Source organism: Burkholderia sp. Tr-862, from assembly GCF_011753085.1.
Taxonomy (GTDB): domain Bacteria; phylum Pseudomonadota; class Gammaproteobacteria; order Burkholderiales; family Burkholderiaceae; genus Burkholderia; species Burkholderia ambifaria.
Genome location: NZ_VWWG01000144.1, coordinates 1 through 16,063 on the forward strand (window position 1 = coordinate 1; position 16,063 = coordinate 16,063).

Annotated in this window: 18 protein-coding genes and 2 pseudogenes; 16 read left to right on the plus strand and 4 right to left on the minus strand. The window is 66.1% G+C overall.

Annotated elements, in window-relative coordinates:
- Window positions 1-258 (minus strand): double zinc ribbon domain-containing protein (locus tag F3J14_RS35850; protein ID WP_247682295.1); only part of this gene is annotated, 258 nt, incomplete at its 3' end.
- 83 nt (window positions 259-341) lie between these two features.
- On the opposite strand from F3J14_RS35850, the gene F3J14_RS27230 reads away from it, so the two are divergent.
- The 8 genes from F3J14_RS27230 (at window position 342) to F3J14_RS27265 (ending at window position 7,420) form a co-directional block, all read left to right on the plus strand.
- Complete coding sequence (locus tag F3J14_RS27230; RefSeq protein ID WP_166725600.1) at window positions 342-1,307, plus strand: methyltransferase domain-containing protein; 966 nt, start codon at window positions 342-344, stop codon at window positions 1,305-1,307.
- Window positions 1,308-1,502: 195 nt separating this feature from the next.
- Window positions 1,503-2,027 carry a DUF2244 domain-containing protein gene (locus tag F3J14_RS27235; RefSeq protein ID WP_050805991.1) on the plus strand — a complete coding sequence of 175 codons (525 nt, stop codon included), beginning with the start codon at window positions 1,503-1,505 and terminating at the stop codon, window positions 2,025-2,027.
- A 57-nt stretch (window positions 2,028-2,084) separates the two neighbouring features.
- Window positions 2,085-3,692, plus strand: a complete 1,608-nt coding sequence (gene coxB, locus F3J14_RS27240; RefSeq protein WP_166725601.1) for a cytochrome c oxidase subunit II — start codon at window positions 2,085-2,087, stop codon at window positions 3,690-3,692.
- 43 nt (window positions 3,693-3,735) lie between these two features.
- Complete coding sequence (ctaD, locus tag F3J14_RS27245; RefSeq protein WP_006752060.1) at window positions 3,736-5,343, plus strand: cytochrome c oxidase subunit I; 1,608 nt, start codon at window positions 3,736-3,738, stop codon at window positions 5,341-5,343.
- 79 nt (window positions 5,344-5,422) lie between these two features.
- A complete protein-coding gene (locus F3J14_RS27250) occupies window positions 5,423-5,563 on the plus strand; it encodes a cytochrome oxidase small assembly protein (protein WP_006760728.1) in 141 nt (46 codons plus the stop codon).
- A 35-nt stretch (window positions 5,564-5,598) separates the two neighbouring features.
- On the plus strand, window positions 5,599-6,207 hold the full coding sequence (locus tag F3J14_RS27255) for a cytochrome c oxidase assembly protein (protein WP_166725602.1): 609 nt from the start codon (window positions 5,599-5,601) through the stop codon (window positions 6,205-6,207).
- Between the two features lie 16 nt (window positions 6,208-6,223).
- A complete protein-coding gene (locus tag F3J14_RS27260; RefSeq protein WP_006760730.1) occupies window positions 6,224-6,424 on the plus strand; it encodes a DUF2970 domain-containing protein in 201 nt (66 codons plus the stop codon).
- A 138-nt stretch (window positions 6,425-6,562) separates the two neighbouring features.
- Window positions 6,563-7,420 (plus strand): cytochrome c oxidase subunit 3, encoded by an 858-nt coding sequence (locus F3J14_RS27265; protein WP_006752056.1) that lies wholly within the window; start codon window positions 6,563-6,565, stop codon window positions 7,418-7,420.
- Between the two features lie 175 nt (window positions 7,421-7,595).
- Here F3J14_RS27265 and F3J14_RS27270 read toward each other — a convergent pair whose 3' ends face one another.
- Window positions 7,596-7,805, minus strand: coding sequence for a twin transmembrane helix small protein (locus F3J14_RS27270; RefSeq protein WP_006752055.1), 210 nt, complete (start codon window positions 7,803-7,805; stop codon window positions 7,596-7,598).
- Window positions 7,806-7,889: 84 nt separating this feature from the next.
- On the opposite strand from F3J14_RS27270, the gene F3J14_RS27275 reads away from it, so the two are divergent.
- From F3J14_RS27275 to F3J14_RS27295, 5 genes and pseudogenes are all read left to right on the plus strand, one after another.
- Window positions 7,890-8,600, plus strand: coding sequence for an SURF1 family protein (locus tag F3J14_RS27275; protein WP_247682296.1), 711 nt, complete (start codon window positions 7,890-7,892; stop codon window positions 8,598-8,600).
- A gap of 114 nt (window positions 8,601-8,714) precedes the next feature.
- Window positions 8,715-9,287, plus strand: a pseudogene (locus F3J14_RS27280) (cytochrome C oxidase subunit I); the annotation flags it as partial.
- A gap of 25 nt (window positions 9,288-9,312) precedes the next feature.
- On the plus strand, window positions 9,313-10,425 hold the full coding sequence (locus F3J14_RS27285) for a COX15/CtaA family protein (RefSeq protein WP_166725605.1): 1,113 nt from the start codon (window positions 9,313-9,315) through the stop codon (window positions 10,423-10,425).
- An 8-nt stretch (window positions 10,426-10,433) separates the two neighbouring features.
- The gene (gene cyoE / locus F3J14_RS27290; protein WP_166725606.1) at window positions 10,434-11,336 is read left to right on the plus strand and encodes a heme o synthase; all 903 of its coding nucleotides are present in this window, start codon (window positions 10,434-10,436) and stop codon (window positions 11,334-11,336) included.
- Window positions 11,337-11,354: 18 nt separating this feature from the next.
- The gene (locus tag F3J14_RS27295) at window positions 11,355-11,972 is read left to right on the plus strand and encodes an SCO family protein (RefSeq protein WP_166725607.1); all 618 of its coding nucleotides are present in this window, start codon (window positions 11,355-11,357) and stop codon (window positions 11,970-11,972) included.
- Between the two features lie 156 nt (window positions 11,973-12,128).
- On the opposite strand, the gene F3J14_RS27300 is transcribed toward F3J14_RS27295, so the two are convergent.
- Window positions 12,129-12,419: a YciI family protein gene (locus F3J14_RS27300; protein WP_166725608.1), complete on the minus strand. Its 291-nt coding sequence runs from the start codon at window positions 12,417-12,419 to the stop codon at window positions 12,129-12,131.
- Between the two features lie 208 nt (window positions 12,420-12,627).
- On the opposite strand from F3J14_RS27300, the gene F3J14_RS27305 reads away from it, so the two are divergent.
- On the plus strand, window positions 12,628-14,193 hold the full coding sequence (locus F3J14_RS27305; protein WP_166725609.1) for a methyl-accepting chemotaxis protein: 1,566 nt from the start codon (window positions 12,628-12,630) through the stop codon (window positions 14,191-14,193).
- 176 nt (window positions 14,194-14,369) lie between these two features.
- Window positions 14,370-15,185, plus strand: coding sequence for a MetQ/NlpA family ABC transporter substrate-binding protein (locus F3J14_RS27310; RefSeq protein WP_011657995.1), 816 nt, complete (start codon window positions 14,370-14,372; stop codon window positions 15,183-15,185).
- A 110-nt stretch (window positions 15,186-15,295) separates the two neighbouring features.
- On the opposite strand, the gene F3J14_RS27315 is transcribed toward F3J14_RS27310, so the two are convergent.
- Window positions 15,296-15,604: a VF_A0006 family four-cysteine protein gene (locus F3J14_RS27315; RefSeq protein ID WP_012364757.1), complete on the minus strand. Its 309-nt coding sequence runs from the start codon at window positions 15,602-15,604 to the stop codon at window positions 15,296-15,298.
- A 205-nt stretch (window positions 15,605-15,809) separates the two neighbouring features.
- Here F3J14_RS27315 and F3J14_RS35855 point away from each other — a divergent pair.
- Window positions 15,810-16,063: pseudogene (locus tag F3J14_RS35855) on the plus strand (hypothetical protein); the annotation flags it as partial.

A 16,063-nucleotide genomic window follows, 5' to 3' on the forward strand; every position in this document is an offset into this window, starting at 1 on the left:
TGCCGCGGCGCCGGCGTGCCGGCCACGGGTTCCGCGCGGCCGTGGCCGCCCGATGCCGAGCGGCACCGCGCAGACGTCGCAGCGCAGTCGCGCTTCATTCCAGTACGCGGTGTCGCAGGCGCTGCAAATCACGGCGTGTGACAAATTGCCGCACAGTGCGCACCGATTCGGCAACGCGAGCGCGACGACGCGCACGGCCAGCGCGCGAGCCTGCGACAAAACGACGCGCATCGGGCGCGGGGCGAAACGGCGATCCATCGCGACGACTCCTGACGGCCCCGTCTCGCTGAAGGCCGCGAGGCGAGCGAGTATACTTCGGGCTCTTCGCAAGTGTGCCCGACATGTCCCCAGCTTCGACTTCAACCGGCCGTCCGGCCAATGACGCCCGGCGTTTGCGGCGGATCTTCGATCGCCGCGCCGCCGCGTTCGACGCGGTCGCGTTCCTGCCGCGCGAGATCGCGCAGCGGATGAACGAGCGCCTCGAATACATCAAGGTGAGCCCGGCGGCCGTGCTCGATGCGGGCTGCGGCGCGGGCGACGACCTGCCGGCGCTGCGCGCGCGCTTTCCCGAAGCCCCGGTGTTCGGCGTCGACCTGTCCGGCGCGATGCTCGCGCGGGCGGGGCAACGCGAGGTCGAGCAGACGAGCTGGCGCCGCTGGCTGCCCGCGTCGCTCGGCCGGGCACTGGGCCAGCGCGGCCCGCGCGTCGCGCACGCCGACTTCTCGGTGCTGCCGTTCGCGGCCGGCGCGTTCGACCTGATCTGGTCGAATCTCGCGCTGCACTGGCATTCGCGTCCCGACACGGTGTTCCCCGAGTGGCAGCGCGTGCTGCGCGTGAACGGCCTGCTGATGTTCAGCACGCTCGGCCCCGACACGTTGCGCGAGCTGCGCGCGGCCTGCGCGGACGCCGAAGCGGCGCTCGGCATCGCGCCGCCCGCGGCGCGCGTGATCGATTTCGTCGACATGCACGACCTGGGCGACATGCTCGTCGAGAGCGGCTTCGAGATTCCGGTGATGGACCAGGAAGTGCTCACCGTCACGTACAAGACACCCGATTCCCTGCTGGCCGACGTGCGCCGCTGGGGCGCCTATCCGTTCGACCGCGCGGCGCCGCAGTGCGCGACGCGGCGCTTTCGCGCGGCGCTCGGCGACGCGCTGGAAGCGCGCCGGCGCGCGGACGGCACGATTCCGCTCACGTTCGAGGTGATCTACGGCCACGCGTGGAAGGCCGTGCCGCGCACGACTGCCGAGGGGCACGGGATCGTGCGCATCGAAGATATCGGAAAGGGGCGTCCGAAGAATCGGTAAAGCGGTAAAGAGGGGTTTTGTTATGTCTGAAATTAGCGGCGCAAAGCGGGGTCGAAATGACGTGAAAAACGGCCGGAAAGCTTGTGGCGCTTGGCTCGCGGGCCGATAGCCGCTTGCTTGTGGATGCCATTGAACCCGCCTATAATGCGTCAGCTTGTCGTCCCGGGGTCCCCGCAATACGGGGCGACGAGTCCGATGCAGGCATGCATCGCATGCCATTCGCGTGAGGCGGCGATGGGAGCAGCGAGGGTGTTGGCGGAGACGACGAACGGTGAACCGGTCCTCGCAGACTGGCTCATGAAACGCAATTGTTCGGTGTCGCCGCGCCAGTTCGTGCTGTTTTACGCGTCGCTCGCGAGCTTCTCGCTGGTGATCGCGGCATTGCTGATGTGGCGTGGGGCCTGGCTCGTCATGCCCTTCACCGGAATCGAATTGCTGGCGGTAGGCGTCGCGTTTGCGATCTATGCCCGTCATGCGGTCGATTACGAGCGCATCAGGCTGTTTCCGCACCGGCTCGTGATCGAGCGGATGGATGCGGAGCGGTTCACGCAGATCGAATTCAACCCGCGCTGGGTGCGGGTCGAGCCGGGTGCGACGCCACGCGATCCGATTCGACTGGTATCGCGCGGGCAGACCGTCGTAATCGGGCAGCATCTCGCGCAGCACAAGCGTGCGCAGTTCGCCGACGAACTGCGCGTGTCGCTCAGGCGCTGCGGCTGACGAGGCGCGGGCACCGGCCGGAACAGGCCGGCGGCTTGCGACGGGGGAGGGGTTTGAATGGAAATTTTGGGTAAGGATGCTATGAAAACAATCAAGCGAGCCCTCACGGGCGTGCTGGCATGCAGCGGATTGCTCTTTGCCGGCGCTGCTCTGGCGGTCGGTGATAGCCCGGGCGGCCCCCGCGTCAACGAGATCAACTTTCAGCCGCCGGTCACGAAGATCGCCGAGGAGCTCTACGATCTCCACACGATGATGCTGATCCTGTGTACGGTGATCTTCGTCGGCGTGTTCGGCGTGATGTTCTATTCGATCTTCGCGCACCGCAAATCCAAAGGCCACAAGGCCGCCAATTTCCATGAAAGCACGACCGTCGAAATCATCTGGACGATCGTGCCGTTCGTCATCGTCGTGCTGATGGCGCTGCCGGCCACGAAGGCCGTCGTCGCGATGAAGGACACGACCAACGCCGATCTCACGATCAAGGTCACCGGCTACCAGTGGAAGTGGGGCTACGACTACGTGAAGGGCCCGGGCGAGGGCATCAGCTTCCTGTCGACGCTCAGCACGCCGCGTGACGAAGTGATGGGCAAGAAGCCGATCACCGAGACGTACCTGCAGGAAGTCGACAACCCGCTCGTCGTTCCGGTGAACAAGAAGATCCGCATCATCACGACCGCGAACGACGTCGTTCACTCGTGGTACGTGCCGGCATTCGGCGTGAAGCAGGATGCGATCCCCGGCTTCGTGCGCGATACGTGGTTCAAGGCCGACAAGGTCGGCACGTTCCGCGGCTTCTGTACCGAGCTGTGCGGCAAGGAACACGCGTTCATGCCGGTCGTCGTCGAAGTGCTGTCGGACGACGACTACGCGAAGTGGGTCACCGCGCAGAAGGCCAAGCTGGCCGGCGCGGCGGTCGATCCGAACAAGGTCTACACGATGGCCGAACTCGTCGCGCACGGTGAGGAAGTCTACAAGGCGAACTGCGCGGCCTGCCACCAGGTGAGCGGCAAGGGCCTCGGCGCATTCCCGGCGATGGACGGCAGCCCGATCGTGAACGGCCCGATCGCCGGCCACGTCGAGCGCGTGCTGAACGGCAAGGGCGCGATGCCGTCGTGGGCGTCGCTGTCGGACCTCGACATCGCATCGGTCGTCACGTACGAGCGCAACTCGTGGGGCAACCACAAGAACGATCTGCTGCAGCCGAAGCAAGTCGCTGACGCGCGCAACGGCAAGATGCCGGAAGACACGGCGGGCGCCGCGGCACCGGCCGAAGCGGCCTCGGCACCGGCGCAAGCCGCGTCGGGCGCGGCCGATCAGTCGGCAGCAGCATCGGCGGCAGCGCCGGCATCGACCGCGCTGTCGACGATCTACTTCGAAACGGGCAAGAGCGTGCTGCCGGCCGACGCGAAGGCGGCGATCGCCGCAGCGGCCGACTATGCGAAGGCACATCCGGACGCGAAGCTCGCGCTGTCGGGTTTCACCGACAAGACGGGCTCGGCCGACGCGAACGCCGAACTCGCCAAGCATCGTGCACAGGCCGTGCGCGACGCACTGAAGGCAGCAGGCGTGGCGGAAGACCACATTATTCTCAAAAAGCCGGAAACGATCACGGGCGGGGCTGACGCGAAGGAAGCCCGGCGAGTCGAGATCGGGCCGGCGGCTTGACGTGTCGCTGAGTTAGTCGACGTATTCGCATTAGGAGATTCTCATGTCTAGCATCGGGCACGACGTAGTCGCGGACCACGCGCACGACGACCACGCGCACGAAACACCACACGGCTGGCGGCGCTGGTTGTTCGCCACCAACCACAAGGACATCGGTACGCTGTACCTGCTGTTCTCGTTCATCATGTTCCTGTCGGGCGGCGTGATGGCCCTCGGCATCCGTGCCGAGCTGTTCGAGCCGGGCCTGCAGATCATGCGTCCGGAGTTCTTCAACGAACTCACGACGATGCACGGCCTGATCATGGTGTTCGGCGCGATCATGCCGGCGTTCGTCGGCTTCGCGAACTGGATGATTCCGCTGCAGATCGGCGCGTCCGACATGGCATTCGCGCGGATGAACAACTTCAGCTTCTGGCTGCTGCCGGTCGCGGCCGTGCTGCTGGTCGGTTCGTTCTTCGCGCCGGGCGGCGCGACGGCCGCCGGCTGGACGCTGTACGCACCGCTGTCGACGCAGATGGGCCCGGGCATGGACTTCGCGATCTTCGCGGTCCACATCATGGGCGCATCGTCGATCATGGGCGGGATCAACATCGTCGTGACGATCCTGAACATGCGCGCACCGGGCATGACGCTGATGAAGATGCCGATGTTCGCATGGACGTGGCTGATCACGGCGTACCTGCTGATCGCCGTGATGCCGGTTCTGGCAGGCGCGATCACGATGGTGCTGTTCGACCGCCACTTCGGCACGTCGTTCTTCAACGCGGCAGGCGGCGGCGACCCGGTGATGTACCAGCACATCTTCTGGTTCTTCGGCCACCCCGAGGTGTACATCATGATTCTGCCGGCGTTCGGGATCGTGTCGCAGGTGATCCCGGCGTTCGCACGCAAGACGCTGTTCGGCTATAGCTCGATGGTGTACGCGACGGCTTCGATCGCCATCCTGTCGTTCATGGTCTGGGCGCACCACATGTTCGCAACGGGCATGCCGGTCACCGGTCAGCTGTTCTTCATGTACGCGACGATGCTGATCGCGGTGCCGACGGGTGTGAAGGTGTTCAACTGGCTCGCGACGATGTGGCGCGGCTCGATGACCTTCGAAACCCCGATGCTGTTCGCGATCGGCTTCCTGTTCGTGTTCACGTTCGGCGGCCTGACGGGCCTGATGCTGGCCATGGCGCCGCTCGACATCCAGTACCACGGCACCTACTTCGTGGTGGCGCACTTCCACTACGTGCTGGTGGCCGGGTCACTGTTCGCGCTGTTCTCGGGCTGGTACTACTGGGCGCCGAAGTGGACGGGCTGGATGTACAACGAGACGCGCGGCAAGATCCACTTCTGGGCGTCGATGATCTTCTTCAACCTGACGTTCTTCCCGATGCACTTCGTCGGTCTCGCGGGCATGCCGCGCCGCTATGCGGACTACCCGGCGCAGTTCACGGACTTCAACCAGGTGGCGACGATCGGCGCATTCGGCTTCGGCCTCGCACAGGTGTACTTCCTGTTCGCGGTCGCGCTGCCGGCCTACCGTGGCGGCGGCGAGCTGGAAAAGGCGTCGGACAAGCCGTGGGATGGCGCGACGGGCCTCGAGTGGACGGTGCCGAGCCCGGCTCCCTTCCACACGTTCGAGCAACCGCCGCACGTCGAATAAGTTTCACCCAGCGTTTCGCCGCTGCCTGCCGCGCAGGCAGGCGCGGCGGGCGCGGAATCGAGTTTCAGCGAAGTTTCAGATGAACCGGAATCCACAAGAAAGACGAACGCCCGAGCAGATTCGCGCGGGCAACAAGCGGCTCGGCCTCATCCTGCTCGTCATCGCCGCCGTTTTTTTTGTGGGTGTCGTGATCAAGCAGTGGTGGCTGTCCACCCACTGATGCAGTAACTGACGCAGTAGCGAGGAAGTCGTCGTATGTCGAAGCCGGAAGAGGGCGCCGTCGATCGCGCGTTCAATCGTTCGATGCTGGTGAAGCTCTTCGTCGTGGCCGGACTGATGTTCGGCTTCGGCTTCGCGCTGATTCCGATGTATCGCGCGATTTGCCAGATCACCGGCATCAACAACCTGGTGCAACGGGATGTCAGCGAGCGCGAGGCGAAGAACTCGCAGGTCGACTATGGCCGCACGGTGTCGGTCGAGTTCGATGCGAATGCGCGCGGCCCGCTCGGTTTCAAGCCGGAGCACAACAGCCTCGACGTGCATCCGGGCGAACTGACGACGATCGTCTACGACGTGACCAACGGGCAGGGCCGGCCGGTGGTGGCGCAGGCGATTCCGAGCTACGCGCCGAAGCAGGCGACGGAGTTCTTCAAGAAGATCGAGTGTTTTTGCTTCACGCAGCAGACGCTGGCCGCGAACGAGTCGCGCAAGATGCCGGTGGTGTTCGTGATCGATCCGAAGCTGCCGAAGGACGTGAAGACGATCACGCTGTCGTACACGTTCTTCGAGCTGAATACGCCGGCCGAGCCGGCGCCGGCACCGCGCAAGACGGCGGCGCAGGGCGCGGCGAAACCGGACGCATGACGATGGAGACGGGGCGATGACGGAGACCAAGCGGAGCGGGTCGTTCGGCCAGGCGTTGCGAGCGGTGTTGTGGTCGTTCTTCGGGGTGCGCAAGCGGCGCGACCTGGAGGCCGATGCGACGCAGCTCAATCCGCTGCATGTGCTGATCGTCGCGTTGATCGCGGCCGGCGTGTTCATCGGCGTGCTGATCCTGATCGTGCGTGCGGTCGTGGGCTGAGGCCCGCGGCCACGAAAGAATGCAGTGCGTGGCGCCCGGGCGCCGCGTGCGGGAAAGAGCGGCGGCGGTCGCGCCGCGCAAGAAATACAGCCGGAGCGGTTTCCGGTACATAAATTGGACTGAAGTGGAGAATCAAGCATGAGCGGTCAAAACCAGACCCCGTACTATTTCGTGCCGCATCCGTCGCAGCACCCGATCAGCGCGGCCATCGGCCTGCTGGTCATGCTCGGGTCGGTGGCGCTGTGGATCAACGGTCACGACTGGGCGCCGTACACGGCGCTGCTCGGCCTGCTGTGGTTGCTCTTCACGCTGTATCACTGGTTCGGCGACGCGATCGCCGAGTCGGAAGGCGGTCATTACGGCAAGAACGTCGACAAGTCGTACCGCTGGAGCATGAGCTGGTTCATCTTCTCGGAAGTCATGTTCTTCGGCGCGTTCTTCGGCGCGCTGTTCTATGCGCGTGAAATCGCGCTGCACCAGCTCGGCAGTCTCGACTACAAGCTGATCTGGCCGGATTTCTCCGCCGTGTGGCCGAACGAAGGCCCCGCCGCGCTCGCCGGTCACTTCAAGACGATGGGCCCGTGGCCGATCCCGACGCTGAACACCGCGTTCCTGCTGTCGTCGGGCGTGACGCTGACGATCTCGCACCACGCGCTGCGTGACGACTACCGCAAGAAGGCGATCGCCTGGCTGGCCGCGACGCTCGCGCTCGGTATCTGCTTCCTGTTCCTGCAGGGCTTCGAGTACTACCACGCGTACAACGAACTGAACCTGACGCTGAACTCGGGCGTGTACGGCTCGACGTTCTTCCTGCTGACGGGCTTCCACGGCTTCCACGTGTTCCTCGGCGGCACGATGCTCGCGGTGGTGCTGGTGCGGATGATCCGCGGCCACTTCAAGCCGGATCACCACTTCGCATTCGAAGGCGCTGCATGGTACTGGCACTTCGTCGACGTCGTCTGGCTCGGCCTGTACGTCGTCGTCTACTGGCTGTAAATGAAACAACGGCCCGCGCAGCGATGCGCGGGCCGTTTTCGTTGGCGGGGACGGGGCAGCGGCCGGCTGCTTGCGCTCAACGCCCCCGGCGCCGCCGCGACTCAGTCAGGCGGCGCTTTTGCTTGGTGGCGCCGCCATGCGGCGAAATGTCACGGCAGCCGTCGTGGCGAATGCATCAACGCCCGATCGGCAGGCCGGTCGAATGGATCCAGCCCATCCAGTTCGCGAACAGGATGAACAGGAACAGCGAAACCGACAGCCCGACGCGGGTGGCCAGCGACCAGACCATGCGTTTCGTATGGCCGCGGTCGTGCATCATGAAGTAGAGCGCCGAGCCCATGCTGGCGATGATGAGGACGAAGGCGATGGGAACGAGGATGTGCATGACACGAACCGGACGACGGCAATTCGAAAGGAAGAGGATAATTATCGCACTTCGCTTTCGCGAATGCGCCTGGCGGGCGGCCCGATGAAGATCCGCTGGCTGCCTGCGCTGCTGATTCTCGTCGTCGTCGCGGTCACGATCCGCCTCGGGTTCTGGCAGCGCGACCGCGCGCAGCAGAAGGAAGCGCTGCAGGCGAGCATCGTGCGCTACGAGCACGCGGCGCCCGTCGACGTCGGCGCGCAGCCGATTCCGCTCGCGTCGATCGAGTTCCACCGCGTGCGGGCGAGGGGCCGCTTCATGCCGGAGCAGGCGGTGTTCCTCGACAATCGGCCGTATAACGACCAGCCGGGTTTTTACGTCGTGATGCCGTTTAAACTCTCGGGCGGCGGCGTCGTGCTGGTGAACCGCGGCTGGCTGCCGCGCAACATCGCCGATCGCACGGCGATCGAGCCGTTCGCGACGCCCGACGGCGACATCGAGATCGAAGGCATCGCGCGCGCCGACGCGTCGCGTGCGTTCGAGCTCGGCGAAGGCGGCTCGGCCGCGCACCAGAAGATCCGGCAGAACCTGGACGTCGCCGCGTATGCGAAGGAAACGGGGCTGCCGCTGCAGCCGTTCGTGATCCAGCAGACGAGCGACGACGGCGACAAGCTCGTGCGCGACTGGCCGGCGGCGACGACCGGCGTCGAGCGCAATTACGGTTACATGTTTCAGTGGTGGGCCATGGCGGCCGCCGCGCTCGGCTTCGGCCTGTACGCCGCGCGGCGTGCGGCGAAGAAGTCGGCCGGCGCGTGAGCGCCATGCCAGGACGCGGCGCCGGCGCCGCGGGTTCGTTTCGAGAGGTCTGATTTGTCCATGCAATCTTCCCGTCAGGGTCCGGCCGCGACGCCGGTTTCGCCGGCGGCCCGCAAGCGCGGCCGCTGGATGCTCGTGCTGCTCGGGCTCGTGTGCGCGGCGCCGATACTCGCGTCGTACTTCACCTATTACGTGATCAAGCCGAAGGGCGGCTCGACCAACTACGGCACGCTGATCGAGCCGCAGCGGCCGATCCCGGCCGACCTGCAGGTCACCGACGAAACCGGCAAGACGGTGCCGCTGTCGTCGCTGCGCGGCGTGTGGCTGTTCGTGATGACCGACGGCAGCGCGTGCGACGACGCATGCGCGCAAAAGCTCTATTTCATGCGCCAGATCCGCGTCACGCAGGCGGGCGAGCGACACCGGCTCACGATGGTGTGGCTGCGCAGCGATGCAGGCGCGGTGCCGCCGAAGGTGCTGGAAGCCTATCCGGACACGCGGCGGCTGGTCGCCGATCCGGCCGCGATCGCCGCATGGCTGCCGGCCGACGCCGGCACGAAGGACAGCGACCACATCTACATGGTCGATCCGAACGGCAACCTGATGATGCGTTTCCCGAAGAACCCGAACCCCAGCAAGATCAAGGCGGACGTCACGAAGCTGCTGAAGTGGTCGAGCATCGGCTAAGGCGAGACAACGAGGCAACCATTCGATGTCGTATCTACTGCAACTCGGCCTGATCGGCTTGTGCATCGCGCTGCTGCCGCTGTCGTACGTGTGGGTGAAGGCCGACGACGACAAGTTCCGCAAGCTGGTGTGGATCACCACGTTCCTGACGCTCGACCTGGTGATGTTCGGCGGCTTCACGCGGCTGACCGATTCGGGGCTCGGCTGCCCGGACTGGCCCGGCTGCTACGGCACGTCGTCGCCGTTCATCGCGCACGCCGCGATCACGGCCGCGCACCAGGCGATGCCGACTGGCCCCGTCAGCATGACGAAAGCGTGGATCGAGATGATCCACCGCTATTTCGCGATGGCGATCGGCGTGCTGATCATCGCGCAGGTCGTGATCGCATGGTCGGCGCGGCTGCGCCGCCGTCCGCTGCACGTGTCGCCGTGGTGGCCGACGAGCCTGCTGCTGCTGATCGTCGTGCAGGGCGTGTTCGGCGCGTGGACGGTCACGATGAAGCTGCAGCCGGTGATCGTCACGACCCACCTGCTGCTCGGTCTCATGCTGCTCGGCACGCTCGGTTGGCTCGCGGCGCGGCAGACGCCGCTGCCGTCGCATGACCCGGAGGCCGGCCGCTACCGCGCGGCCGCGCTCGCGGCGCTGGCGCTGCTGGTCGTGCAGATCGCGCTCGGCGGCTGGGTGAGCACCAACTACGCGGTGCTCGCGTGTACCGATTTCCCGACCTGCAACGGCCAGTGGCTGCCGTCGATGAACTTCGGCCAGGGCTTCCATCTGTGGCGCGCGCTCGGGATGACGAAGGACGGCGACGCGATCACGCAGGACGCGCTGGTCGCGATCCACTGGACCCACCGCACGTTCGCGTTCGTCGTCGTCGCGTATCTGGTCGCGTTCGCGCTGAAGATGCGCCGCTTCGAGTCGCTGCGGCGGCCCGCGAACGGCGTGCTGCTGGTCGTCCTGCTGCAGTTCCTGACGGGCCTGACCAACATCGTGCTGCAGTGGCCGCTGCCGGTCGCCGTCGCGCACAACGGCGGCGCCGCGATCCTGCTGCTGCTCGTCGTCATGTTAAACTTTCGCATCCTTTCAAGCCGCCCCGGCCGTGTCGTGCAGCCCGCGCGCGACGCCGCCCCGGCGTGACCGTCCCCATGCAAAGCACCCTCTCCCAATCGCCCGGTAGCCGGTTTTCGCAGTACATGGCGCTGACGAAGCCGCGTGTCACGCAGCTCGCGGTGTTCTGCGCGGTGATCGGCATGTTTCTCGCGACGCCGGGCATGGTGCCGTGGCATGTGCTGATCGGCGGCACGGTCGGCATCTGGCTGCTGGCCGGCGCCGCATTCGCAATCAACTGCCTCGTCGAGCAGAAGATCGACGCGATGATGCGCCGCACCGCGTGGCGTCCGTCCGCGCGCGGCGAGATCACGACGCCGCAGATCCTGCTGTTCTCGGCCGTGCTCGGCAGCGTCGGCGCCTGGACCCTCTATACGTTCACCAACCCGCTGACGATGTGGCTGACGATCGCGACGTTCGTCGGCTACGCGGTGGTCTATACGCTGCTGCTCAAGCCGATGACGCCGCAGAACATCGTGATCGGCGGCGCGTCGGGCGCGATGCCGCCGGCGCTCGGCTGGGCCGCGGTCACCGGCGCGGTGCCCGGCGACGCGTGGATCCTCGTGCTGATCATCTTCGTGTGGACGCCGCCGCATTTCTGGGTGCTCGCGCTCTATCGCCGCAAGGATTACGAAAACGCGGGCCTGCCGATGCTGCCGGTCACGCACGGCGAGAAATTCACGCGGCTGCACATCCTGCTGTACACGGTGATCCTGTTCGCGGTCACGCTGATGCCGTTCATCTCCGGGATGAGCGGCGCCGTCTACCTGGCGAGCGCGGTGCTGCTCGGCGCGGTGTTCCTCGCGTATGCGTGGAAGATCTACCGCGATTATTCGGACGAACTCGCCCGCAAGGCTTTCCGCTACTCGATCGTCTACCTGTCGCTGCTGTTCGCCGCGCTGCTCGTCGATCACTATGCGCGCCCGCTGCTCGGCGTGTAACCGCACGGTTTGAACGCAATGCTCCATTCACGGTTCGGGCGCCGCGCGCGCCAAGGCTGGATGCTCGCATGCGCATTCGCGGCAGCCACGCTGCTCGCGGGCTGCGACAACGCGCCGAAATTCCAGAATCTCGACATCACCGGCAACACGCAGTTCGGCAGCGATTTCTCGCTGCCCGACACGGCCGGCAAGGTGCGCACGCTCGCCGACTTCAAGGGTCGTGCCGTCGTGATGTTCTTCGGTTATACGCACTGTCCGGACGTGTGTCCGACGACGATGGCCGAACTGTCCGAGGCGCTGAAGCAGCTCGGGCCCGACGCGGCGAAGCGCGTGCAGGTGTTGTTCGTCACCGTCGATCCGGAGCGCGACACGCCCGCGCTGCTCGGCCAGTACGTGCCCGCGTTCGATCCGTCGTTCATCGGCCTGCGGCCGGCCGACGAAGCGCAGCTCAAGAAGGTCACGAAGGATTTCCGCGTGTACTACGCGAAGGTTGCCGGCAAGACGCCCGGCAGCTACACGATGGATCACACCGCCGCGAGCTACGTGTTCGATCGCGACGGCAAGCTGCGCCTGTTCGTGCGCGACGGCCAGGGGCCGGGCCCGTGGGTCCACGACCTGAAACTGCTGGTCGACTGAGCGGCGCACGCCGCATGATCGCCCGGGCGCTCGCCCGGCAATACGCGTGACGGCCGCGACGCGCCGTCACGCATGCTTCCTTCTTCCCCTCGATCTGCATTCGCCGCCTCGCGAGGCGGCGGCGTGCTTGCGCACGTGCATCGGCGCTCGAGCGCGTTACGGCAGTGCCGGCACGTTGAAACCCTGCGCGGCACGCGTGATCTTGAATTCGGTCACCCGATACGTCGCGAGCCCTTCGGTCACGAACGGATCGGTCTCGAGGATCGCGTCCAGTTCGTCGCGATCGATGCGGGCCGCGAGGATCACGCCGCCTTCGCGCGGCACCTTCGGCCCCGCCGCGATGAAGATGCCGCGCTCGAACAGCGGCTGCAGATACGCACGGTGGCGTTCGAGCGCATCGTCGATGCGCTCGAGCGACGCGTGGTAATGGATGTCGATGACGTACATGGATGGCCCTGGAATGGCGCCGGCGCGTGTCACGCCGGCCAGCCGGTCTTTGTAGCATAGCGGCGGCTGCGTGTCGTGCCGGCCGTCGTGCGCCGGCCGCGTGTATTCAAGTTGTAAGTCTCGCTGCCGTAAATACGGGGGCAACCGTTTGCGCGCGACCGGCCGTTCGCGCGCATCGCGGCATCGACTTCGACGACGAGGCACGCAGATGAGCAGAATGAGTTTGAACCGCAAGCTGTGGCTCGCGCTTGCGCTGGTATGGATCGGGCTACTCGGCGTCGGCGCATGGAGCGCGTACGAGACGCGCGCGACGATGCTGGCCGAACGCAAGGCCGGCATCGCTAACCTGGTCGAATCGGCGGCCGGCATCGTCAACGCCTATCATGCGCTCGCGCAGAGCGGCACGCTGCCCGAGGCGGACGCGAAGCGCGACGCGCTCGCGAGCCTGGCGGCGATGCGCTACGGCGAGTCGGGCTACGTGTTCGTGATGGATTCGAAACCCGTCGTGCTGATGCATCCGACGCTGCCGAAGCTGGTCGGCACGCAGGTCGGCGACTATCTCGATCCGGACGGCAAGCCGCTGTTCGTCACGATCCTGAATGCCGCGAAGGCGACCGGCAGCGGCTTCGCCGAGTATCGCGGGCGGCTGCCGCACAGCGAGACCGCGGTGCCGAAGATCAGCTACGTCACGCGCTTCGCGCCGTGGGACTGGAACATCTCGAGCGGCGTATTCCTGAAGGACATCGATACCGTCTACTACCGGACGCTGTTTGGTCACCTCGCGGTCGTGCTGGTGATCGGCTTCGTGATCAGCGCGGCGATGCTCGTGATCATCCGTAACGTGCGGGGCAGCCTCGGCGGCGAGCCCGATGAAGCGGCCGCGCTGGCGAGTCGCATCGCGCAGGGCGACCTGACGCGGCCGGTGCCGGTGCGCGCGGGCGACAGCACGAGCATGATGGCGGCGATGCGCGACATGCAGGCGCGCCTTCAGGCGACGATCGGCGGGATCCGTCAGTCGGCCGAGTCGATCGCGTCGGCGAGCCGCGAGATCGCGTCCGGCAACGACGACCTGTCGCAGCGCACCGAGGAACAGGCCGCATCGCTGGAAGAAACGGCCGCGAGCATGGAGCAACTGACCGCGACGGTGAAGCAGAACGCCGACAACGCGCGGCAGGCGAGCGGGCTCGCGAACAACGCATCGGAGATCGCGCGGGCGGGCAACGACGTCGTGAACCGCGTGATCGGCACGATGGGCGAGATCGACGACAGCTCGCGCAAGATCGCCGACATCATCGGCGTGATCGAGGGCATCGCATTCCAGACCAACATCCTCGCGCTGAACGCGGCGGTCGAGGCCGCGCGCGCCGGCGAGCAGGGGCGCGGCTTCGCGGTGGTCGCGGGCGAGGTACGTTCGCTCGCGCAGCGCAGCGCGACGGCCGCGAAGGAGATCCGCGAGCTGATCGTCGCTTCGGTGGAGCGCGTGCGCAACGGCTCGACGCTGGTCGGCCAGGCCGGCACGACGATGGGCGAGATCCTGCAGGCGGTCGCGCGCGTGACCGACATCATGGGCGAGATCGCGGCCGCGTCCGAAGAGCAGGCGAGCGGCATCACGCAGGTCGGGCGCGCGGTCACGCAAATGGACCAGGTCACGCAGCAGAACGCGGCGCTCGTCGAGGAGGCTGCCGCGGCCGCGGCGTCGCTTCAGGAGCAGGCCGGGCGGCTGCGCGGCGCGATCGGCGCATTCCGGGTCGACGATGCCGGCGGCCTTCGGTGAAATGCAACTAACGGCCGACTCGCTCACACTCCGCGGGCACTGCCGCGGTGCATACCCATATGAGCGGGATGTATTTCACTTCCGGCCGATCCTGTGACACCATTTGCCCCTTCCTGCGAGTCCGGGCATACCCGTATCGCGCCCCCATTTTCAGTTAGCAAGTAAGCGAGAAACAGATGAAGCGTCGCAGTCTCCTGAAGGTATTTTCCGTGCTGGCCACCGGTGCCGCGCTGACGCTGTCGGCGGGTGCGCACGCCGAAGACAAGGTGATCAAGGTCGGCACGGTGGCCGGTCCGGATTCGGAAGTGTGGCAGGTCGTGCAGAAGGTCGCGAAGGAGAAGCAAGGCCTGAACGTGAAGGTCGTCGAGTTCAACGACTACGTGCAGCCGAACGCGGCGCTCGATTCGGGCGACCTCGACGCGAACAGCTTCCAGCACCAGCCCTACCTCGACAGCCAGGTAAAGCAGCGCGGCTACAAGCTTGTCACCGCGGGCCTGACCTACATCTCGCCGATTGGCGTGTACTCGAAGAAGTTCAAGTCGCTGAAGGACCTGCCGCAAGGCGCGAAGCTCGCGGTGCCGAACGATCCGTCGAACGAGAACCGCGCGCTGCTGCTGCTGCAGACGCAAGGCGTGATCAAGCTGAAGGCGGGCGCCGGCACGGGCGGCAACAACGCGACGGTGCTCGACATCGCCGAGAACCCGAAGAAGCTGAAGATCTCCGAGCTCGACGCCGCGCAACTGCCGCGCGTGCTGTCGGACGTCGACGCGGCCGTGATCAACACGAACTACGCGCTCGCCGCCAACCTGCAGCCGACCAAGGACGCGATCGCGCTCGAATCGCTGACGAGCCCGTACGCGAACGTGATCGCCGTGCGCGCGAAGGACAAGGACCAGCCGTGGGTGAAGAAGCTGGTCAAGGCGTACCAGTCGCCGGAAGTGCGGGAATTCATCAAGAAGCAGTTCAAGGGCTCGATGGTCGCGTCGTTCTGAACGCCGCACACCGGTCGAACCGCTGAAACGAAGGGGCCTGTATCGCACAGGCCCTTTTTCATTGGCATGGCGGGTGGACGGCCACCCGGCGCCAGGCGGTCAGCGCGTGCTCACATCTCGCCGCGCCGCGAGCAGATCGACATGATCTGCTGGATCGCGTAGTTGTCGCGTACGCCCGGCAGCGACTGCACGACGCATTCGTGAAAGCGCCGCTCGCGCGGCAGCAGCATCGCGTTGTTGCGGTACAGCGCATCGCACGAGCGCTGGATCAGCTGGGCCGCCGCGCCGTTACGGCTTTCGCGCAGCGCGTTGAGCATGCAGTCGTCGTACTGCGCGTAGTCGTCGCCCAGCGCGAATGCCGCACCCGGCAGCACCAGCGCGACGGCCGCGCACGCGATCGCACGGATCGCCCGTTTCATGTGCCCTCCGATAGTGGGGATGGGGTCGGCGGACAGCATAACGTAAAGCCGCAAGCGCGGCTGACGCGTTGCGCCGATACCGGCGCGGACCCACCGCCGGCTTCCTCACGGTTTTCCTCTGACGAAAAAGCCGGTTTCGTACCAGTACTGTGCGACGCGAGCGCATTGCCATATACTGTATATCCATACAGTTGTGGGTGGCGTCATGCTCGCATCCTCCATTTCTCCCGAATCCCTTCATCCGTCACTCTGGCGCGGCTCGCAGCTTGCGCGCGGCGGTCCGCGCACGATCGACACGGGCTTCGCGCCGCTGTCCGCCGAACTGCCGGGCGGCGGCTGGCCGATCGGCGGGCTCGTCGAACTGCTGGCCGCGCCGCCGGGGGATCGGAAGAGGGTCGTGTGGGGGAAGCGTGGCGTCGCCCGGTGTAGTCACCGGTGGCGCCGGAATCCGAAAAAGAA